The 19,652-nt window shown below is 69.5% G+C and carries 16 protein-coding genes; 6 read left to right on the top strand and 10 right to left on the bottom strand.

The window, feature by feature from the left end; genetic code table 11:
- Positions 1–5 precede the first annotated feature (5 nt).
- A complete protein-coding gene (locus tag AB0F82_RS25915; protein ID WP_362631694.1) occupies positions 6–851 on the top strand; it encodes a helix-turn-helix domain-containing protein in 846 nt (281 codons plus the stop codon).
- A gap of 60 nt (positions 852–911) precedes the next feature.
- Here AB0F82_RS25915 and AB0F82_RS25910 read toward each other — a convergent pair whose 3' ends face one another.
- The 5 genes from AB0F82_RS25910 to AB0F82_RS25890 all read right to left on the bottom strand — a co-directional run bounded on the left by AB0F82_RS25910 (position 912) and on the right by AB0F82_RS25890 (position 7,244).
- Positions 912–1,409, bottom strand: coding sequence for a phage terminase small subunit P27 family (locus AB0F82_RS25910; RefSeq protein ID WP_362631692.1), 498 nt, complete (start codon positions 1,407–1,409; stop codon positions 912–914).
- A 984-nt stretch (positions 1,410–2,393) separates the two neighbouring features.
- Positions 2,394–3,236 (bottom strand): phage major capsid protein, encoded by an 843-nt coding sequence (locus AB0F82_RS25905; RefSeq protein WP_362631690.1) that lies wholly within the window; start codon positions 3,234–3,236, stop codon positions 2,394–2,396.
- Between the two features lie 221 nt (positions 3,237–3,457).
- A complete protein-coding gene (locus tag AB0F82_RS25900) occupies positions 3,458–3,901 on the bottom strand; it encodes a hypothetical protein (RefSeq protein WP_362631688.1) in 444 nt (147 codons plus the stop codon).
- The gene (locus tag AB0F82_RS25895) at positions 3,894–4,145 is read right to left on the bottom strand and encodes a hypothetical protein (protein WP_362631686.1); all 252 of its coding nucleotides are present in this window, start codon (positions 4,143–4,145) and stop codon (positions 3,894–3,896) included. Before AB0F82_RS25895 ends, AB0F82_RS25900 begins: the two co-directional genes overlap by 8 nt.
- A 1,413-nt stretch (positions 4,146–5,558) precedes the next feature.
- Entirely contained in the window at positions 5,559–7,244 is a 1,686-nt protein-coding gene (locus tag AB0F82_RS25890) for a recombinase family protein (RefSeq protein WP_362631684.1), read from the bottom strand.
- 98 nt (positions 7,245–7,342) lie between these two features.
- On the opposite strand from AB0F82_RS25890, the gene AB0F82_RS25885 reads away from it, so the two are divergent.
- The 4 genes from AB0F82_RS25885 to AB0F82_RS25870 all read left to right on the top strand — a co-directional run bounded on the left by AB0F82_RS25885 (position 7,343) and on the right by AB0F82_RS25870 (position 11,412).
- Complete coding sequence (locus AB0F82_RS25885) at positions 7,343–8,032, top strand: DsbA family oxidoreductase (RefSeq protein ID WP_362631682.1); 690 nt, start codon at positions 7,343–7,345, stop codon at positions 8,030–8,032.
- Between the two features lie 70 nt (positions 8,033–8,102).
- Positions 8,103–9,164 carry an aminotransferase class V-fold PLP-dependent enzyme gene (locus tag AB0F82_RS25880; protein WP_362631680.1) on the top strand — a complete coding sequence of 354 codons (1,062 nt, stop codon included), beginning with the start codon at positions 8,103–8,105 and terminating at the stop codon, positions 9,162–9,164.
- Between the two features lie 30 nt (positions 9,165–9,194).
- Positions 9,195–10,289, top strand: coding sequence for an amidohydrolase family protein (locus AB0F82_RS25875; RefSeq protein ID WP_030662876.1), 1,095 nt, complete (start codon positions 9,195–9,197; stop codon positions 10,287–10,289).
- A gap of 187 nt (positions 10,290–10,476) precedes the next feature.
- Complete coding sequence (locus AB0F82_RS25870; protein WP_356814754.1) at positions 10,477–11,412, top strand: SCO1860 family LAETG-anchored protein; 936 nt, start codon at positions 10,477–10,479, stop codon at positions 11,410–11,412.
- 212 nt (positions 11,413–11,624) lie between these two features.
- Here AB0F82_RS25870 and AB0F82_RS25865 read toward each other — a convergent pair whose 3' ends face one another.
- Positions 11,625–12,857, bottom strand: coding sequence for a CapA family protein (locus AB0F82_RS25865; protein WP_362631677.1), 1,233 nt, complete (start codon positions 12,855–12,857; stop codon positions 11,625–11,627).
- 217 nt (positions 12,858–13,074) lie between these two features.
- Positions 13,075–14,496 carry an Rv2231c family pyridoxal phosphate-dependent protein CobC gene (gene cobC, locus AB0F82_RS25860; protein ID WP_362631675.1) on the bottom strand — a complete coding sequence of 474 codons (1,422 nt, stop codon included), beginning with the start codon at positions 14,494–14,496 and terminating at the stop codon, positions 13,075–13,077.
- A 128-nt stretch (positions 14,497–14,624) separates the two neighbouring features.
- Between cobC and AB0F82_RS25855 the strand changes: the two genes are divergently transcribed.
- Positions 14,625–15,350: a ZIP family metal transporter gene (locus AB0F82_RS25855; protein ID WP_362631673.1), complete on the top strand. Its 726-nt coding sequence runs from the start codon at positions 14,625–14,627 to the stop codon at positions 15,348–15,350.
- 11 nt (positions 15,351–15,361) lie between these two features.
- Here the strand turns inward: AB0F82_RS25855 and AB0F82_RS25850 are convergent, their stop codons facing one another.
- Genes AB0F82_RS25850 through AB0F82_RS25840 form a run of 3 tightly spaced genes read right to left on the bottom strand, consistent with a single transcriptional unit; the run spans position 15,362 to position 19,532 of the window.
- Positions 15,362–16,789 carry a cobyrinate a,c-diamide synthase gene (locus AB0F82_RS25850; RefSeq protein ID WP_362631784.1) on the bottom strand — a complete coding sequence of 476 codons (1,428 nt, stop codon included), beginning with the start codon at positions 16,787–16,789 and terminating at the stop codon, positions 15,362–15,364.
- A gap of 11 nt (positions 16,790–16,800) precedes the next feature.
- Positions 16,801–17,400, bottom strand: coding sequence for a cob(I)yrinic acid a,c-diamide adenosyltransferase (gene cobO / locus AB0F82_RS25845; RefSeq protein WP_356814750.1), 600 nt, complete (start codon positions 17,398–17,400; stop codon positions 16,801–16,803).
- Positions 17,400–19,532 (bottom strand): putative cobaltochelatase, encoded by a 2,133-nt coding sequence (locus AB0F82_RS25840; protein WP_362631670.1) that lies wholly within the window; start codon positions 19,530–19,532, stop codon positions 17,400–17,402. The genes cobO and AB0F82_RS25840 overlap by 1 nt, the downstream gene beginning before the upstream one ends.
- Between the last annotated feature and the right edge of the window lie 120 nt (positions 19,533–19,652).

The following is a 19,652-nucleotide window of genomic DNA, read 5'->3' as shown; positions in this document are numbered from 1 at the left end:
AACTCATGTCATCCCCTTCGTCTAGCGCCCAAGAAGCCAGAGAAGCCGTAGCCGGTCGGTTGCGGGAAATGAGGCTTGACGCAGGAATCACGGGCCGTGAGTTGGCTGTCCGGTGCGGCTGGAGCGAGTCCAAGTCATCGCGAATTGAGCACGCCAAGACACCACCCAGCGACGCAGACATAAGAGCCTGGTGCACAGCATGCGGAGTGCCCAGGAATGCCGATGACTTGATTGCCGCCAACCGGCAAGCGGATTCCATGTACGTCCAGTGGAAGCGGCTACAGCGAACAGGGCTCAGGCGACTTCAGGAGTCGGGCGTACCGCTCTACGAGCAGACACAGCAATTCCACGTCTATTGCTCCAACGTGGTGCCCGGCTTCTTCCAAACCCCAAGTTACGCAACTGCCTTGCTGACCTCCATCGCACAGTTTCGCGGGACACCAGACGACGTGTCGGACGCTGTGAAAGCACGTATGGACCGGTCACACGTAATCCGTGAAGGTGACCACCGGTTCGCCGTGCTGGTTGAAGAGGCAGTTTTGCGGTACCGGATCGGCAGCGCTGAAGTAATGGCCGCTCAGCTAGGTCATCTGCTGTCCGTGATGGCGCTGCCTTCAATCTCGCTGGGAATCATTCCGTTCACGGCGCCCCGGCAAGCATGGCCGTTGGAAACCTTCACAATTTTTGATGGCCAGCGTGTCCACGTGGAAACCCTGTCGGCAGCTATCAAGGAAACTCAACCGAGTGACGTAGCGTTGTACCTCAAGGCATTTGGGAATCTGAAAGACGTTGCCGCCTACGGGGCTGAGGCTCGGTCCCTCATCACAGCAGCCATTGACGCCGTGGGATGAGACACAGAAAGCCCCGCACCGGCCACCAGGAAAGCAGCGAGTGCGGGGCATGTCGGTAGGTCAATCCCAAATGTCGTCGTCGCCGTCGTAAGGCTGAGGGGCAGTAATCGCAGTACGGGCAGACGGACTCAGCCCTAGCTCACGGATATAGCGGGCAAGCTGTGACCGGTACTGACCGGCAATCGTGGCAGCGCCGTTCTTCACAGTTCCTCGCTCAGCGGTGACCATGAGTCCCCGCTCAGAAAGCTCACGCTCGCACTGGTCGATACGCGCGACACAGACGCAGAGATCCTTGACTGTGGAATGGTCCACTTCGCCAATGCCCGCTGAGACTTCGAGAATCGGAACGATGCGCCGCCATTCCTCGGAAGCCATTTCGCGGCAACGGGCATTCTCGGCTTCCACGCTGGCAGACTTCGACGACTTGAAGACGGCCGACCAATCCGGCTCCATCAGGACAGCGCGCGGGATCACCACGCCTTCCCGAATAGCCTTCTTGCCGGGGTTTCCTTCGCGCATCACCTGTAGGGCGGGCTTCGGGCGGTATCGGTCAGCCACGTGGCGACTCCTAAAAGTATGGATAGGGGTTCAGGGGTTGGAATGGGCTTCCAAAAACGCACACAGCGCCGGGGCTAGCGCTTTGCCTCCCTGCCGGTCGACTTCAGGGCCGGGAGGGGGTCACCCCCCAGGGGGTAGGGATGCGGCGGAGATCAGAACGGCGGAACGTCATTCGGCTTTGGCTGGGCCTTCTCGGCAGCCCATCCGCCCGGCTGGTTCTTAGCCGTTTCCTTGTTGTGGCATGCAGTGCACAACGGCCTCAAGTGCTTTGGCGCATCAGGCGCTACCTCACCTCTTGCCAGCAATTGCTTACGGCTCAACGGCCAATGGTCCGCGACGTTCGCATGTCGACTGCACATCACACACCACGGATTCGCGTACAGGTAAGCCCTTCGCTTTCGCTGCCACCCAACGTCATAACCGCGCTTGCTCGCTGATCCTCGCTGCTGTTCTCTCTGCCTCTTATGTTCAGCGCACGGACCACCATCCGTGAGTTCGCTGCAACCCGGCTGAGTGCATGGCTTCTTGGGCTTTCTGGGCATGGTTGGTCCAAGGGTCTGAGTGCCAACACGGGGCCGGGGCGTAGCGGCGGCAAAGGGGGCGGCAGTCGTAGGGCCGGGGCATAGACGCTGGTGAGAGGGGGTGGGGCAGAACGCCGGCATTTTGGGCTGATTCTCAGAAGGGAAGGTTGCTTGCCCAACGAGGAGAGAACCAGCGGCCCACCATGCGGCCGTCATCCAATCGCTGTCTGTAGGTGGCCACGCCAGCACACGGCCCGCAGGCCAGCCGCTCAAATTCCGGGGCCTTCGCAACGTAGGCCGGTGACTGCTGGCACTCGGCGCACAATGCGTCTGCGCCATGCTCGCTGAATAGCCGCTGCGTGGCTTCCCATTGTTCCGTCACGCGGTTCCCCTTTCGGCAAAGATAAAAGCCCCGGTCCCCGCACTGGTAGGGACCGGGGCTAGATCATGTGCGCGTTAGCGCTTAGGCGGCAGCATTGGTGATACGGACATGAGCCGCAGCGACCGGCATGGCGAACGCCACGCGCATGGTGCCGCGAACGCCAACCCGGTCAGACGAGAAGTAAGCCGAGTGGTCGACGTCAAGGCGAGTGTCCTCGCGGGTCACAACAAGGAAGTCATCCTTACTGATGCCGTAAACCACATCCGCCGGAACGTACGGCGAAATGACAACTGGGCGGCCAAGAATGGTCCGGCGCCCCTCAGCCGTAAGGTCAGGGTTTAGAAGACCCTTGTTGCTGCCACTGGCATCCTTAAGCTTCGCAACTTCAAGCGCCGTCGCAGCACCAGTCACCCACGCAGTAATGCGACCCCCGGCAGCCTCAGACTTCGAAATGGCCTCTTCGAACGGGTCAAGGTTGGCATACGCGACCGGAGCGGAAACCGTAGAAATGCCGGACAACGAGGCGAAGCCAGGCGGGTTTGGCGCAGAGAGGGCGTTGAATAGGGCATTGTCCACAGCGTTAGCAATCTGCCGGGCAATGCTCTTACCAATCTGGTCAGCCGCCGAAGGGTTGGAGTCGTCGGCAAGCTCACGAGAAACGATAGTGAGACCAGCAAACTTGGCCGGGATGACCACCAGTTCGTTGAAAGCCGCGTCTGACGGGGTAATCTCCGCGCCCTCAGCAACAGCGCCAACGCTCACGTCAGTCGCGAGAATCGGGACGTGGTACTTGTTCGTGTTAGTGCGGACGGCCGTGCCGGTCAGGTAAGCGACAGAAAGAGCCTCAACCGGCTTAGTGACTAGCTCGCCGTACTCCGGCGGTAGAACCGACTGAGTACCGGCATTAGTGGTGAACATAGACATGCGTGAAAACCTTTGCGTTTGAGCGAAAGCGCGAGTGCCGCGCAATTAGTTGCCCGCTGTGCCTGACAGCGAATGGAGCGGGCACCAGGCCCAAACGTGAGAAATCCGCCGCCCACCTGGGGCACTAGCGGATTCTCAAAAGCACCTACGGAAGTCGGTAGGTGATATTCAGTTGTAGGAGGATGAGCACCAGCGCTAGCGCTCATCCATTCCTCTTGTATCTAGCGGCGCGTGAACTTGAGCGCTTCTAGCATCGTTGGCGGAGCGTCAGGAATAGAGCCGCGACGCCCCCCGCCAACGTCACCCCATGGGGCGGACCCATTTCGCAGGCCGGGACGCTTTGCTAGTAGCGCTTTAACGGCAGCGTCTACAGCGTCAGACATGACGTTTCCTTCCGGGTCGGTCAGGTCATCAATGCTGGCCCCACCAATGTCGAAAATGTCTGAGGCAACGCTCAGTTCCTTAGCGGCCAGCGATTCGACCTGAGCGCGCAGGAGGGCATTCACGCGCTTCTCAGTGGCTTCTAGCTTCGCCTCCGCCTCACGCAGCTTCGTGCGGTACTTCGCTGCTTCCCGATTCGCGTTAGTCGGCTCAGTGGCTTCGCCCTGTCCATCCGGAGGCGAGTCGGGTAGTGCGGAATTCTGATCTGCCACAGGTTCAGCCACGGTCGTTACCTCCGTTCAGGATGGTTAGCAGGATGTGATTCGGGTTGGAGCGCCGCACATACGCGACAGCCTCATTGGCCGTCATCGTGTCGCCGTAAAGCTGCGCTAGCTCGGCAGCGTCCAGCCAAAGAACCTCGGCGACCATGCCGGGCGGAAACTCTGTGCGGACGTTTTCACGATGCAGCTGCGCGACCAATTGCGCTGACGCAAAAAGGTGGTCTGAAAAACTTTCGAAAAACTTCATTTTGGATGCCCTAACGTTGCTCCCCGCCGCTCAACCGGTCCGGGGCATCGGACAGCCCGGGAACGGCGGGGAAGTTTAGTGGGGGAAATGCCCCGGCCACCCTGTTGAAGAATGACCGGGGCCCCTTTTCCGAAAGGCCGGGGGCCATGCCAAGCCCCCGTTACCGCTGACGTCTAATCAGCGGAGTCAGATAACACCTACGCCACGCATCAGTGCGTAGACGGCGAAGGCGACAAATGCGATTAGGAGAAGCTCGGCAAAACTCATGCTTGCCCCCTTGCATAGGCACGGCACATAAGCGCATGGGTAGCGCGGACAGCACTGGCGGGGGGACGGCCCAACCGGCTTCGTCGCGGCTTCATTTCCTGCGCGTCTAGAAAGGCGTGTGCGGCCCTTGCGCTGGCTTCCCGACCCCGAGCCTCAGTGGCGCGACGTTCGGGGCTCACAGCGGCGTATGCGGCCTCCTTAAGCGGGGCTATGGCGTCTGCCAGTCCTTCGCGCCCCACCCGCCGGTGTGCGTTGTCCATAAGCTTGTGACAGCTTCGGCACATCGCCACGTAATTGCGGCTGTCCTCAGACCAGACTCGGTGGACCCGCCCGGTCCCGTGGCGTTCGTTCGGGTCATTCCACAGATACGCCCACTGGTCAGCAGTCAAGAGGCACCAGGCGCACGGGTGATATTTAGCGGGCAGCCTCATTGCGTCTAGTCGACGGTGCATGGCGTGGTAAGCAGATTCGGCAGACATGGCGAGTCTTTCTCGTGGCAGATATGAGAAAAGGCCCCAACCCGACGGGGAGTCACACTTACCGATCTGCCACGTTCGGTAAGGGCGCTCAACCCATCAGGTTGGGGCCTGCGTACGGATTAACCCCCGCACGGGCGTTTTTGGGGCGGGCGGTTGTCAGTGGCAGACCCGCGAGAGAGAACACTAAAAGTTCCTTCGAAAGTAACTAGTGAGTCGATCGCTTCGCGCGGGCCTCGGAGTCCAAAAAAATCATCAAAACAGCTGGCGTGTGATGCGGGTCACATGAAATGACTTGCACGGGGCAGCGAAAAGGGGGGAACTTGGGGCGGGTGTAGCAATGTAGATTTGAGGTCGAGTTGCGTAATGGACTAGGAAACTCTTATCGATTATGAGTTTGGGGTCTGTTTCTACACTTCTACACTAGAGAGTTGTTTAGGCAGGTCAGGAGGGTGGGGCTGATTGCTTGTCAGGTAGAGAGGTGTAGTTTCGCTCTCCCCGCTGCCCCGATCGCACCCGGAGCTCTGGTGCCTCATCTGAGCGCCCCTGAGTGGTCCGCCGGTCTCCGGTGCCAGCGAGCGCGCGTGAAGCCCTCAGGGGGCCACTCAGGGCATGGGAAAGCCCCCACTGGTCAGTAACCAACGGGGGCTCAGAACCTCAGCGGCGGAAGCTAGTTCGCTGTCGTTCCTTGGGTGCGCCGCTCTTCCCATCCATCCCATGCGGATTCTTCCGCCGGGTTCACGCTGTCGTCTCGCCAGTGCGGTTCCAGTCGGTCAAGAATCGGTGTCCGATCTCCCCGGAACTTCGGTGGAGTCAGCGTGATGCCTCGCAATGCCGCCTTGAGTAGTGCGCGCTGTCCGCCGATTCCGGCGTCTTGCCAAAGTTCAGCTAGTGATTGTGGGTCCATCAGAGGGGAAAGGTCGGCCTCCCGTGAAAGGTCTGCCAGTTCGGCTTTCAGTTCTGCGATTTGCGCTGCCACCTGTTCGCGTAGGCGGTCGTACTTCTCTTCGTCCATCCGGCCGAACACGAAGAACTCTTTCTCCAGCTTCATTTCCCTACCGACGGCCGACTCAAGGGCCGCGTTGACGTGAGCCTTACGTGCATCCTTCTCCGGGTCGGAGTACGCCAGCCAGTCCTTCGCAATGGCGTGGATGGTTGGTGATTCGGGGGAAAGGTTGAGCACGTGGTTAAGCCACATGATTTCAACGGCAGCGTCAACGCGCTTGCGGTCGGTAGAAACCCCCTTGCAGGATGATTCCCCTTCGACCTGCCGCGCGTAGCACCTGTAGTTGACTCCGCCGTTCGCCATGGGGCCAGTGCAGAGACCACAGCGCAGCGTCCCGGAAAGAAGGGCGACGATTTCACGCTTTCCGCGCGTTCGGTCACCAATGCTGGTGCCCTTCTGTGCGCGCTCAGCGAGGATGGCATTGATCTTCACGTGTTCGGCGAACGTGATGACCCCCTCCCCGCACGAGATGGGATTCCCCGCCCTGTCCAGCAGGGGAGTTCCGCCCCGGTGATACTTGCCCACGTCCTTACCGTTCTTGTCCAGCATCTTTTCCCGGTTGGCCACCAGTCCCGCCCACGTGACGGAGTGCGCAAGGCTGACGATTCCCGGACCGGTCCACTTCTTGCCGTGACGCGTCAGGATTCCTTCGCTGTTCAGCGTGTTAGCAATCCATCCGGGCGTCTTGCGGTCTAGCAGGTACGCAGCGATACGGCGCGCTGTGGGGTACTCCCGGGGGTTGTGGCCCAGCCTCCCCGTGCCTTGAGGCGAATGCAGGCCATACGGCGTCACTCCACCAGTCCAGCGGCCATCGGACTTGTTGCCGTCAATGCCAATCTTCGTGAACTCGCTGATGTCGCTTGCTTGTTCCCGCGCCTGCTCGCTGAGGATGGCCAGCACCATTCGGCTACGCGTGGAATCGATGTTTTCTGCCACGACGTAAATACGTGCCTGACGCTCTTCGAACTTGTCGAGCAGGAGGCCCACTTGACCCATGCCCCGGCGGGAAAGGCGGCTGGTCTTGAAGACGTACAGAGTCTTGGAGAGACCAGCGTCAGCGATTGCGGCTGTTGCCTTGTCGAACTCCTCGCGCCGGACGTAAGCCTTGCTGGCACTTTTTTGCTCGAACCAAACGTGCCGGATTCGCTTACCCTCTTGGCCAGCGTGCCAGCACATGCGGCGAACCTGTTCCCGCAGTGCGCTAAGGGTGTCCTTCTTCTTACTGCGGCGGACGTACATTTCTGCCAAGTCGGCAGGGTGGCCGGTCACCAGGTCCCAGAGTCCTAGCCTCTGGAGTTCTTCGTCTTCGAAGCCCAGCGCACGCAGGCTGGGGAGGTCTTCGCGTTCCATCGGGGTCCATTCACCGTGGGTGGTCCGTCTCGAAGGCCTGGGAGCGAGTCGATTGCTCAGATTCGCTGTTTCCGCAGGTCAGAGGCGGTCTGGTTCCCGTGGTCCATGGGTGCCCCTGGTGCTACATCGGAAAGGCCCGCTTCACCAAGGGGCTGGCCGAGTTCGCGCACCGCGACGAGGTGGAGGTCGTCTTCCGGTCCTTCGAGCTCGACCCGAACAGCCCCAAGGGTGTGACCGCCCCCGTCGTGGAGATGCTCGCCAAGAAGTACGGCCGTACCCTCGACGAGGCGCGCGGCATGGAGGAGCACGTCGCCGCCAGTGCCCACGCCGAGGGGCTGGCGTACCGGACCGACGGGCGCGACCACGGCAACACCTTCGACATCCACCGGCTGCTGCACCTGGCCGACGCCCGCGGCCGGCAGGAGGAGCTGCTCGACCTCGCCTTCCGGGCCAACTTCGGCGAGGAGCGCTCCGTCTTCGACCCCGAGGTGCTGATCGCGCTCGCGGTCGAGGCCGGCCTGGACGAGACGGAGGCCCGCGCCGTCCTCGCCGACGGCTCCGCCCATGCCGACGAGGTCCGTGCCGACGAGCGCGAGGCCGCCGAGCTGGGTGTGAACGCCGTGCCGTTCTTCGTCCTCGACCGCCGCTACGGGATCTCCGGCGGACAGCCGGCCGAGGTGTTCACCCGTGCCCTGGAGCAGGCCTGGGCCGGGCGCGAGGTGGCGGAGCCGGCGGCCGCGGCCGGCGCGTGCGAGCCCGACGGGGCCTGCGCCGCCCCCCACGTATAAGTATTACTTGGGGTGTACCGGCGAAAATCGAGTGTGGACTTTGGGTGGTTCCTGGCGCAGAGTTGACGGCATGGATCTTTCGATCACCGAAGCGACCCGTGCCGAGTTCGCCCACTCCACCACCTATCTCAACTCCGCCAACTGCGGCGTCGTACCGCGTTCCGCCGTCGCCGCGGTGAGGGAACTGGCCGAGGCGGCGGGGGCCGGGATCCCCGCCGGATTCGGCAACTTCGACCGCGTGAACCGCTCCCGCGCCTCCTTCGCCCGCCTGGTCGGGGTGGACGCCGACCGGGTGGCCGTCGGGGCGGCCGTGTCCACCCATGTCGGCCTCGTCGCGGCTTCGCTGCCCTCCGGCGCAGAAGTGCTCTGCCCGGAGGGGGAGTTCGCTTCCGTGATCAACCCGTTCGTGGTGCGGGACGACCTCAAGGTGCGCTTCGCACCCCTGGAGTCCCTCGCCGAGGCCGTCGGCCCGGACACCGCCCTGGTCTCGCTGAGCGCCGTGCAGTCCGCGGACGGGCGCAAGGCCGACCTGCCGGCGGTGCGCGCGGCGACGGCGGCGCACGGCGCCCGGATGCTCGTGGACGCGTCCCAGGCGGCGGGCTGGCTCCCCTTCGACGCCTCGCCGTACGACTACACGGTCGCCGTCGGCTTCAAGTGGCTGCTCAGCGTCCGCGGGGCCTCGTTCATGACCGTGTCGCGGGAGGCCCAGGAGACCCTCACCCCACTGCACGCCGGCTGGGTCGCGGCCGAGTCCATGTGGGACGCCGTCTACGGCCCCATGCCGAAACTGGCCGATTCCGCGCGGCGGTTCGACGAGTCCCCGGCCTTCCTCGCCTACCACGCGGCCGAGGTCTCGCTGGCCCTGATCGAGCGGATCGGCATCGATGCCGTGCACGCCCACGACACCGCCCTGGCCGCCCGCTACCGCGCCGGACTCGCGAGCCTCGGCCACGAGCCCGTGCCCGGCGATTCCGCCATCGTCTCCGTGCCGGGCCTGGCGGACCGGCAGCCCGCCCTGCAGGCGGCCGGCATCCTCACGTCGGCCCGTGCGGGCCTCCTGCGGGCCTCGTTCCACCTGTACAACACGGAGGCGGAAGTGGACCGGCTGCTGGATGTCCTCTCCGCCTCCTGACGCGGCGGGGGCCGCGCGTACAGTGCCGCCATGAGCGATGTGAGCGATGTGCTGCACGTGAAGGGGCGGGTGCTGGTCGGGCCCGACGAGGTCCGCGACGAACTCTGGGTCGTCGGCGGCCGCGTCTCCTACGAGCGCCCGCCCGGCGCCCGCGAGGTCACCACGGTGACCGGCTGGGTCCTGCCCGGGCTCGTCGACGCGCACTGCCACGTGGGGCTGGACGCCCACGGCCCGGTCGACGCCGGGACGGCCGAGCGCCAGGCCCTCACCGACCGCGACGCGGGCACCCTCCTGATCCGCGACGCCGGATCGCCCTCCGACACCCGCTGGATCGACGACCGCGAGGACCTGCCGAAGATCATCCGGGCGGGCCGGCACATCGCGCGCACCCGCCGCTACATCCGCAACTACGCGCACGAGATCGAGCCGGCCGACCTCGTCGAGTACGTCGGCCGCGAGGCGCGGCGCGGTGACGGCTGGGTGAAGCTCGTCGGCGACTGGATCGACCGCGACGCCGGCGACCTGACGGCCTGCTGGCCGCGCGCCGAGGTCGAGGCGGCCATCGCCGAGGCGCACCGGCTGGGCGCCCGGGTCACCGCGCACTGCTTCGCCGAGGACTCGCTGCGCGACCTCGTCGAGGCGGGCATCGACTGCATCGAACACGCCACCGGCCTCACCGAGGACACCATCCCGCTGTTCGCGCAGCGCGGGGTCGCGATCGTCCCCACCCTCGTCAACATCGCGACCTTCCCGAAGCTGGCGGCGGGCGGCGACGCGAAGTTCCCCCGCTGGTCGGCGCACATGCGACGGCTCCACGAGCGGCGCTACGACACCGTCCGGGCCGCCTACGACGCGGGCATCCAGGTCTACGTCGGCACCGACGCGGGCGGTTCCCTGCCGCACGGCCTGGTCGCGGCGGAGGTCGCCGAGCTGGTGACGGCCGGGATACCGGCACTGGACGCCCTCTCCGCCACCGCCTGGGCGGCGCGCGAATGGCTCGGCCGGCCGGGGCTCACCGAGGGCGCGCCGGCGGACCTGGTGGTCTACGACGCCGACCCGCGGGCCGATGTACGGGTCCTGGCGCAGCCGCGGCGCGTTGTCGTCGACGGAAGGGTCAGGGCCTGAGCGCGCGCGGTGAGCCGGGCCGCAAATCGAATCCCCGCACGGAAACCACCCTTTGGGGTGAAGTGACGTCAGGTAGCTGCCCCGTCACCCACATTGAGTAAGGATTCCCAGGGTCGAAGCCGTCTGCCCGTGCGATGTCCCCCATTGGCCGGGCGACGGCACCCAACTCCCCGGGGGTTCCACCACCTTGAACAGCAACACCTTCCGCATGCCCGCGGCCGTTCTGCTCGCCACGGGAACGGTCGCCCTGCTCACGGCGCCGCCCGCCTCCGCCACGGGAGGCACCCCCGTAGGCGGAGAGGGCAAGTCCGGCGCCGTCGTCCTGCGCACCGGGCTGGACGTGGGCCTGCTGAACAAGACCGTGCACATCCCGATGAAGGCGACCCTCAACGAGGTCAGCGCCCCCGCGACCGCCGAGAAGACGGCGCTGACCGTCACCCTGGACGGGGTCGAGGGGAACCAGCCGGTCAGCGTCCTGCGCGCGGACGTCGCCACCTCCAAGGCCACCGCGGACAAGACCGGGGCGGAGGCCGAGGCCAACCTGGCCAAGGCCCGCGTGCACGTCCCCGGGCTGCCGCTGCTCTCGCTGATCGAGGTGGAGAAGGTCACCTCCAAGGCCGTCTGCGAAGCCGGCAAGAAGCCCGTGGCCAGCGCTGACGTCCTCGGCACGGTGACCGCGCTCGGCAAGAAGGTCACCCTGTCCGCGGGCGGCCCCACCAAGGTCGAGGTCCCGGGCGTGGGCACGGTCAGCCTGGAGCTGTCCGGCACGCAGACCACCTCCACCACGGCCGCCGCGGCAGCGCTCCGCCTGAAGGTGGCCGTGAACCCGCTGAACCTCAACGTGGCCCAGGTGGACGGCGAGATCGTGCTGGCCGAGGCGCACTGCGAGTCCCCGACGGGCCCGGCACCGACGGCGAAGGCGCCCGAGCAGCCCGACATCAAGACCCAGACCGGGACGGGTACCGGCACCACCGCCGGTCCCGCCACCGGCTCGGGCACCACCGCCAACCTGGCCGAGACCGGCGGCGGTTCGCTCACGCCCTTCATCACGGGCGGTGCGCTGACGCTGCTCGCGCTCGGCGGCGGCGCGCTCTTCCTGACCCGGCGGGGCAAGGCCCAGTAGGACCGCCGGGCGACCCGGCCCTGGCTCCCGCCCCGACCCCGGCCCCGGCCCCGGCCCCAGCCCCGGCCCCGCCCCAGCCCCGGTCCCGCCCCCGGTCCCGTCGCGGCCCCGGACCCGTCGTGCGGCCCGGGTCCCGGCGCCGACCGGTCCCGGCGCCGGCCGGGGTTCCGCCGGCGCCACCGCCGCCCGGCGAGCACATCGGAGGGGAGTGCTCAACGGGTGGCGTGGGTCAGCCCCTGCTCGCCCGCGCCGCGTGACATCACGGCGTCGGTGACCTGCCGGTCGATCCGCGCGTACTCGTCGCGTTTGCCGGCCGGGAGCGCGCCGTCCGAGGCCGCGCAGGAGGCGCAGACGACACGGAACGGCGGTCCCATGTCCGAGTACTGCGTGAGGTACTCGGCCTTCACCACCTCCCAGCGGCCCGGACGGTCCGCCGCCGGGGCGAAGGTGAAGCGGGGGACCGAGGACTGGTTGCCGCGCAGCTTGTCGGCCGGCACGAAGCTGGCGACCTGGTCGCCCATGCCGAAGACCACCCAGGTGCCGTTGATCTTCTCGTAGGGCTGCGGGACGTGGTTGTGCGTGCCGATGATCAGGTCGATGTCGGGGAGGCCGTCGGCCGAGCGGGACGCGGTCAGTGCCTGCGCCAGCTCCTGTTGCTGCTCGTCGGGCGCCGTCTGCCACTCGGTGCCCCAGTGGACGCTGAGCACCACGACCCCCGCGCCGCCGGCCCGGGCCGCGCGGGCGTCGGCGATGATCCGGTCCTTGTCGATCAGGTTCACGGCCCACGGCTTGTCCGGGGGGAGCGGGATGCCGTTCGTGCCGTACGTGTACGAAAGCTGCGCGACCTTCGCGCCGCCCGCCGACAGCAGGGCCGGCGCCTTGGCCTCCTCCGCGCTGCGGGCCGAGCCGACGTGCGGGAGGCCGACCCGGTCCAGGTGCTCCAGGGTGCGGGCCAGGCCCTCGTAGCCGTCGTCCAGCGTGTGGTTCGAGGCGGTGGAACACCCGTCGTAGCCGGCGTCCTTGAGGGCGTCCGCCAGCTGGTGCGGGGCCTTGAAGGCGGGGTAGCCGGTGTAGGGGCCGCCGGGGCGCCCGTACGGTATCTCGTGGTGGCATATCGCCAGGTCGGCGGCGGAGACCAGGGGCTTGACCCCCGCGAGCATCTTCCGGAAGTCGTACTCCCCGGCCTGGCCGGCGTCGTCCCCGGCCCGCTGGATGATCGACGGGTACGGGATGATGTCCCCGGTCGCCACCAGCGTGAACGGCTGCCCCGCAGGGGCGGCGGGAGCCGCCGGCGGGGACGGCGTCCCCCGGCCCGGCTCGCCCCCCAGCCGCTGCCGTGCGGCGGGCGCGTCATCTCCGTCGAGCAGCTGCGGTACGGCGTACAGCGCGCCGCCCGCGACCGCCAGCCCGGCCAGCGCCGCGACTGCCGCGGTGGATGCCTTCATTGCCGACCCCCCGTTGGTTCCTCAATCGATGCGGGGATCCTCGAACGGCCCCGCCCCCGCAGCCATCGTAGGTGGGCCGTTCGAGTGAACCCCACGCCGGAGCCGCCGGAAACGCGCAGGTCAGCCAGGCGGCTGCGGGCCCCGCCCCAGGTCGGCGGCCAGTGCGGCGCGAGGTCGGCGGGCGGTCAGGGCGAGGTCGGGGCGAGTCGGGGCGAGGTCAGCGCGAGGTCAGCGCGAGGGCGCGGTCCAAGGCCTGCAGCAGTCGGCCCGTCGTCGCCCGGTCGCGCACCGCCAGGCGGAGCCAGGTCCGGTCCAGCCCGGGGAAGGTGTCCCCGCGCCGGACGGCGAAGCCGAGGGCCCGAAGCCGGGTGCGGACCTCCGCGCCGTCCGCCACCTGGATCAGGACGAACGGCCCCTCCGCCACCCCCACGACCCTCACCTCGTCGAACTCCGCGAGCCCGGCCAGCAGGTGCGCCCGGTCCACCGCGATCCGCCGGGCCGCCTCCTCGGCCTCGGCCAGCGCCGCCGGAGCCACACAGGCCTCGGCCGCCACCAGGGCCGGTGTCGACACCGGCCACAGCGGCTGCGCCGCCGCCAGCTTGGCGATCACCCCGGGCTCGGCCAGCACGTAGCCGATCCGCAGCCCCGCCAGGCCCCACGTCTTCGTCAGGCTCCGCAGCACCACCAGCCCCGGCAGGTCCGTCCGGCCCGCGAGGGCCTCCCGTTCGCCCGGGACGGCGTCCATGAACGCCTCGTCCACCACCAGGATCCGGCCCGGCCGGGCCAGCCGCGCCAGGACCGCCGCCGGGTGCAGGACGGACGTCGGGTTGGTCGGATTGCCGATGACCACCAGGTCCGCGTCCTGCGGCACGGCTGCCGGATCCAGCCGGAACCCGTCCTCGGCCCGCAGTACCACCCGCTCGACCCGGTGGCCGGCGTCCCGCAGGGCCGCCTCCGGCTCGGTGAACTGCGGATGCACCACGACCGGCCGTACGGCGCCCAGGGCCCGCGCCACCAGTACGAAGGCCTCCGCCGCCCCCGCCGTCAGCAGCACCCGCTCGACCGGCAGCCCGTGCCGGGCCGCCACTGCCGCGCGGGCCGTGCGCCCGTCGGGGTAGGCGGCGAGGTCCCCGAGGGAGGCGGCGATCCGCTGCCTGAGCCACTCCGGGGGCGTGTGCGCCCGTACGTTGACCGCGAGGTCCTCCAGGTCGGAGCCCGCGTCCACCACCTCGGCGTCCCCGTGGTGGCGCAGGTCGTGCGCCTGCGCCGTGGCGACCGCGCAGGTCGCCGAGAGCGAGCGCCGCTTGGGCACGAGGAGTTCCCCGCCCGCCACGAGGGCGGCGGCCTCCGCCACCGAGGGGGTCCCGGTCGCGGCCCGCGCCGCCTCCGAGGGATGCGGTACGGCGACGTCGGCCAGCCGGTCCGCGGGATAGCCGAGGACAGGTACGCCGAAACGTTCCGCCGCACCGGCGATCCCCGCCTCGCCCACCTTCGAGTCCAGCGTGGCCAGCGCCGTCACCGCCTCCGCGGCCAGCCCGGCACCCCGCAACGTCTCCTCGACCAGGGCGCAGACCTCCTCCACGGAGACCCCCGCGCGCCCGCCGACCCCGACCACCAGCCGCGTCGTGTACTCGCCCACCGGGGGGCCTCCCTCCGTAGTCACGGTCACCGGCACATCACCGGACACCGGTCAGTCGTCAACACCGCGACGCCCGGCACCCGCGCGCGGACGTGCGCGCGGGGCGAGGAGTCTGTATTCAGGGGCGCATGGCCGTGATCGTGGCGCTGGGCGCGTTCCTGATGACCCTGCTGGGCGGTTGGACGGCGCAACGCGTCACCGACCGCCGCCACCTCGTGCTGGGCCTGGCCGGGGGGCTGATGCTCGGCGTCGTCGGCCTGGACCTGCTCCCCGAAGCCCTGCACGCGGCGGGTGACGAGGTGTTCGGCGTCCCGCTCGCCCTGCTGCTCTTCGTGGGCGGCTTCCTGGTCGCCCACGTCGTCGAGCGGCTCCTGGCCGTGCGCCAGGCCGCGCACGGCGCCGAGAACGGCGCTCGCGTCCCGGAGGTCGGGCTCACCGCGGCTGCCGCGATGGTCGGCCACAGTCTCGCCGACGGGGTGGCGCTGGGCGCGGCCTTCCAGGTCGGCGGCGGGATGGGCGCGGCCGTGGCGCTGGCCGTCATCACCCACGACTTCGCCGACGGGTTCAACACGTACACGCTCACCAGCCTCTACGGCAACGACCGCCGGAAGGCCCTGATGATGCTGTTCGCGGACGCGGTGGCCCCCGTGGCCGGTGCCGCGTCCACTCTGCTGTTCACCCTTCCGGAGGAACCTCTCGGCGCCTACCTGGGCTTCTTCGGCGGCCTCCTGCTCTACCTCGCGGCCGCCGAGATCCTGCCCGAGGCGCACCACAAGCACCCCGCCCTGTCCACGCTGATGTGCACGGTGGGCGGGGTGGCCGGGATCTGGCTCGTGGTGGGCATCGCGGAGTGAGCCGGCAGGGTTCACGGCCGCGCTGCCGCGGCGTCCCGTACGGCCCCCGTCCGCGCGGCCGCGGCCTGCGCGAAGCGGCGGGCGACGGACGGCTCCGCCGCCCAGTGGGTGTGCAGGTAGCTGGCGTGCACGCCCTGCCGGACGAAGCCCTCGACCCGGCGCTCCGGGTGCGTGAACCCCCATGCGGGAGCCGCTCCGGCGCCCGGCTCGATCACCGTCCGGTGGAACTCGTGCCCGCGCAGCCGGGTCCCGGCCGCCGCGAGCGAGCTGTCGGACACCGCCACCGCCTCGCGGTAGCCGAGGGTCAGCCGCTCAGACATCCGCGCGTCCGCGTCGAGCACCCCGCACATGGGCTTGCCGTCCAGCGACCGCGCCAGGTACAGCAGCCCGGCGCACTCGGCCGCCACCGGGCCGCCGGCCGCCGCGAAGGCCGAGACGGCCGCCCGCAGCGGTTCGTTGGCGGACAGCTCGGGCGCGTACACCTCGGGGAACCCGCCGCCGATCACCAGACCGCCGGCCCCTTCGGGCAGCGCCTCGTCCCGGAGCGGGTCGAAGGTGACGACCTCCGCCCCGGCGGCCGTGAGCAGCTCCGCGTGCTCGGCGTACGAGAAGGTGAACGCGGGCCCGCCGGCGACGGCGACGACCGGCCGCCGGTACGGCGCGGCGCCGTCGCCGGGGCCGCCGCACCCGGATCCCCCCGCCTCGAACGCCGGCGGGGCCGGATGCGGCGACCACGGCTCGCAGGACAGCGGCGGTGCCGTCCGCGCCAGTGCCATCAGCGCGTCCAGGTCACAACCCGCCCTGACCTGCTCGGCCAGCGCCGCCACGGCGGCCAGCGCGTCGGCGTGCCGCTCGGCCACCGGCACCAGCCCCAGGTGGCGCGAGGGCGTGGCCACCTGCGGAGCCCGCCTCAGGACGCCGAGCACCGGCATCCCCGCTTCCTCCAGGGCCTCCCGCAGCATCACCTCGTGCCGGTCCGAGCCGACCTTGTTCAGGATCACGCCGCCCAGCCGGACCTGCGGGTCGAAGGACGCGAAGCCGTGCACCAGCGCCGCCACCGACCGCGACTGCGAGGACGCGTCGACCACCAGCACCACCGGCGCCCGCAGCAACTTCGCCACCTGCGCCGTCGACGCCAGCTCGCCCCGGCCCGCGGCCCCGTCGTAGAGCCCCATCACGCCCTCGACCAGGGCGAGGTCGCACCCGGCCGCCCCGTGCGCGAACAGCGGAGCGACCAGCTCCGGCCCGCACATGAAGGCGTCGAGGTTGCGCCCCGGCCGGCCGGTGGCCAGCGCGTGGTAGCCGGGGTCGATGTAGTCGGGCCCGGCCTTGTGCGGGGACACGGCGAGGCCGCGCTCCGCGAAGGCCGCCATCAGGCCCGTGGCCACGGTGGTCTTGCCGCTGCCGGACGACGGCGCGGCGACGACCAGCCGGGGCATGTCGAACGCAGTCACCACTCGATGCCCCTCTGGCCCTTCTGGCCGGCGTCCATCGGGTGCTTCACCTTGGTCATCTCGGTGACCAGGTCCGCGAACTCCACCAGCTTCTCCGGCGCGTTGCGGCCGGTGATCACCACGTGCTGCGTGCCGGGGCGGCTGCGCAGCACCTCGATGACCTCGTCGACGTCGATCCAGCCCCAGTGCATCGGGTACGCGAACTCGTCGAGCACGTACAGCTTGTGCGTCTCGGCGGCCAAGTCCCGCTTGACCTGCTCCCAGCCCTCCTTGGCCGCCTGCTCGTTGTCGAGCTGGGCGTCCCGCTGGACCCAGGACCAGCCCTCGCCCATCTTGTGCCAGACGACGCTGCCGCCCTCGCCGGAGGCACCGAGCACCTTGAGCGCGTTCTCCTCGCCGACCTTCCACTTCGCCGACTTGACGAACTGGAACACCCCGATCGGCCAGCCCTGGTTCCATGCGCGCAGCGCCAGCCCGAAGGCCGCCGTGGACTTGCCCTTGCCGGGGCCGGTGTGGACGAAGACGAGCGGGCGGTTGCGGCGCTGGCGCGTGGTGAGTCCGTCGTCCGGAACGACGGACGGCTGTCCCTGAGGCATTAGGCGGCCCTCCTGGTGGTGTGGGAAGCGGGAGTTGTCACTGCGGTACGTACGTCCTTCACGAGCCCGGCCAGTGAGTCGGCCCGCAGCCCGTCGAGGGTGACGGCCGCCCCGCCGAGGTCGGCGGCCAGCGCTCCGGCGAGCCCCAGCCGGACCGGCCCCGACTCGCAGTCGACGACCACCGACGCGATTCCTTCGGCGGCCAGCAGCCGGGCACTGCGCGCCGTCAGCTCGCGCGGGTCGCCGCCGACGGCCCCGGCCGAGGTGGCCCGCCCGTCGGTGACCACGACCAGCAGCGGCCGACGGCTCGGATCGCGCAGCCGCTCGATCCGCAGCACCTCGTGGGCCTTCAGCAGCCCGGCCCCCAGCGGGGTGCGGCCGCCGGTGGGCAGCTTCTCCAGCCGGGCGGCCGCCGCGTCCACCGAGGAAGTGGGCGGCAGCGCCAGCTCGGCGGCTGCGCCGCGGAAGGTGACCAGGCCGACCTTGTCCCGGCGCTGGTAGGCGTCCAGGAGCAGCGACAGCACGGCGCCCTTGACCGCGCTCATCCGCTGCCGGGCGGCCATGGAGCCGGAGGCGTCGACCACGAAGAGGACGAGGTTGCCCTCGCGGCCCTCCCGGACGGCCTGGCGCAGGTCGTCCTTGCGGATCACCAGGCCGCGCCCGGCGCGGCCGCGCGCCTTCTGGTGCGGGGCGGCCGCGTGGACGGTGGCCGCCAGGTGCAGCTTCGTCAGCTGGCCGCGGGGGCGCTGGGCGCCGGTGGTCCGGCCGTGGGCGGTCCGGGCGCGCGAACGCCGCCCGGCGGCCCCCTCACCCAGTCCGGGGACGCTCAGCATCTTGGTCCGGAACGGCTCGGCCGCCCGTACGGCGGCCTGCTCGGGCCCGCTGGCCTCCTGGGCGGAAGGCTGCCGGGGCGCCTCGGGGGAGTCCGCGGGGGCCTCGGCGGGCTCCCCCGGGGACTGCGCGTCCTGGGGGCCGCTGCCCTGCGGGGGCACTCCGCCGCCACCGTCGGGGCCGCCGTCGCCGTCCGGGCCCTGCGGGTTCTGGGGGCCGCCGTCCGGGTCGGGCTCCGGGTCGGTGCCGGGCTCCGGCTCCGGCTCCGGGTCGTTCTCCGGCTCCTCGTCGGGGAACTGGTCGAGGATCTCGTCCAGCTTTCCCTCGTCCAGGCCCGGCGCGTCGAAGGGGTTGCGGCGCCGGCGGTGGGGGAGCGCCAGCAGCGCGGCCTGCCGCACGTCCTCCTTCAGCACCACCGTGCGCCCCGCCCAGGCGGCCAGCGCGGTCGCGGTCCGCGCCATCACGATGTCGGCCCGCATGCCGTCGACCTCGAAGCCGGCGCAGGCCGCGGCGATCCGGAGCAGTGCGGTGTCCCCGAGGCGGACCTGCGGCAGCAGCGCCCGTGCGGCCACGACCCGGGCGCGGACCTCGCTCTCGTCCCCCGACCAGCGGGCGGCGAAGCCCGCGGGGTCGTCCTCGTAGGCGAGCCGGCGGCGGACCACCTCCACCCGCTGGGCGGGCTCGCGGGAGGCGGCGACCTCCACGGTCAGCCCGAAGCGGTCGAGGAGCTGCGGGCGCAGCTCGCCCTCCTCCGGGTTCATGGTGCCGACGAGCAGGAACCGGGCCGCGTGCCGCACGGAGACGCCCTCGCGCTCCACGTACGAGGCGCCCATCGCGGCGGCGTCGAGGAGTACGTCCACCAAGTGGTCATGGAGCAGGTTGACTTCGTCGACGTAGAGGATCCCGCGGTGGGCGTCGGCAAGCAGGCCCGGCTCGAAGGCCTTCACGCCCTCGGCGAGGGCCCGTTCGATGTCGAGGGCGCCGACGAGGCGGTCCTCGGAGGCGCCGACGGGCAGCTCCACCATGCGGGCCGGCCGGGCGCCGCCCGGGCCGGGCTCGTGCGGACCGTCGGGGCAGGCCGGGTCCGGCGCGGCGGGCGCGCACGAGAACCGGCAGCCGGGTACGACATCGACCTGCGGCAGCAGCGCCGACAGCGCGCGCACGGCGGTGGACTTGGCGGTCCCCTTCTCGCCGCGCACGAGCACACCGCCGACCGCCGGGCTCACGGCGTTCAGCAGGAGCGCCAGCCGCAGGTCGTCCTGTCCGACAACGGCGGAGAACGGGAAGTTGGCGCTGCTCATGAAACGGTCACTCCTTCGAGTGGCTTGCGATGGACGTCGGTGCCGTCGTATCGACGGTTCGCCAGGCTTGGTACCTGCTCCCCGCACCGGCGGGGATGGCCCGCTCCTGCACGAGCACCT

The organism is Streptomyces virginiae (assembly GCF_040638905.1).
In the GTDB taxonomy this organism is placed as follows: Bacteria; Actinomycetota; Actinomycetes; order Streptomycetales; family Streptomycetaceae; genus Streptomyces; species Streptomyces virginiae_B.
The sequence above is the reverse complement of the archived record's forward strand: the minus strand, read 5'-3'. Positions and strand labels throughout refer to the sequence as shown.

Coding starts and splice junctions, on each gene's coding strand:
- AB0F82_RS25905 (WP_362631690.1), bottom strand. CDS start 3,236: ATGTCTATGTTCACCACTAATGCCGGTACTCAGTCGGTTCTACCGCCG.
- AB0F82_RS25880 (WP_362631680.1), top strand. CDS start 8,103: ATGGATCTTTCGATCACCGAAGCGACCCGTGCCGAGTTCGCCCACTCC.
- AB0F82_RS25855 (WP_362631673.1), top strand. CDS start 14,625: ATGGCCGTGATCGTGGCGCTGGGCGCGTTCCTGATGACCCTGCTGGGC.
- AB0F82_RS25915 (WP_362631694.1), top strand. CDS start 6: ATGTCATCCCCTTCGTCTAGCGCCCAAGAAGCCAGAGAAGCCGTAGCC.
- AB0F82_RS25865 (WP_362631677.1), bottom strand. CDS start 12,857: ATGAAGGCATCCACCGCGGCAGTCGCGGCGCTGGCCGGGCTGGCGGTC.
- AB0F82_RS25850 (WP_362631784.1), bottom strand. CDS start 16,789: ATGCCCCGGCTGGTCGTCGCCGCGCCGTCGTCCGGCAGCGGCAAGACC.
- cobO (WP_356814750.1), bottom strand. CDS start 17,400: ATGCCTCAGGGACAGCCGTCCGTCGTTCCGGACGACGGACTCACCACG.
- AB0F82_RS25875 (WP_030662876.1), top strand. CDS start 9,195: ATGAGCGATGTGAGCGATGTGCTGCACGTGAAGGGGCGGGTGCTGGTC.
- AB0F82_RS25890 (WP_362631684.1), bottom strand. CDS start 7,244: ATGGAACGCGAAGACCTCCCCAGCCTGCGTGCGCTGGGCTTCGAAGAC.
- AB0F82_RS25840 (WP_362631670.1), bottom strand. CDS start 19,532: ATGAGCAGCGCCAACTTCCCGTTCTCCGCCGTTGTCGGACAGGACGAC.
- AB0F82_RS25895 (WP_362631686.1), bottom strand. CDS start 4,145: ATGAAGTTTTTCGAAAGTTTTTCAGACCACCTTTTTGCGTCAGCGCAA.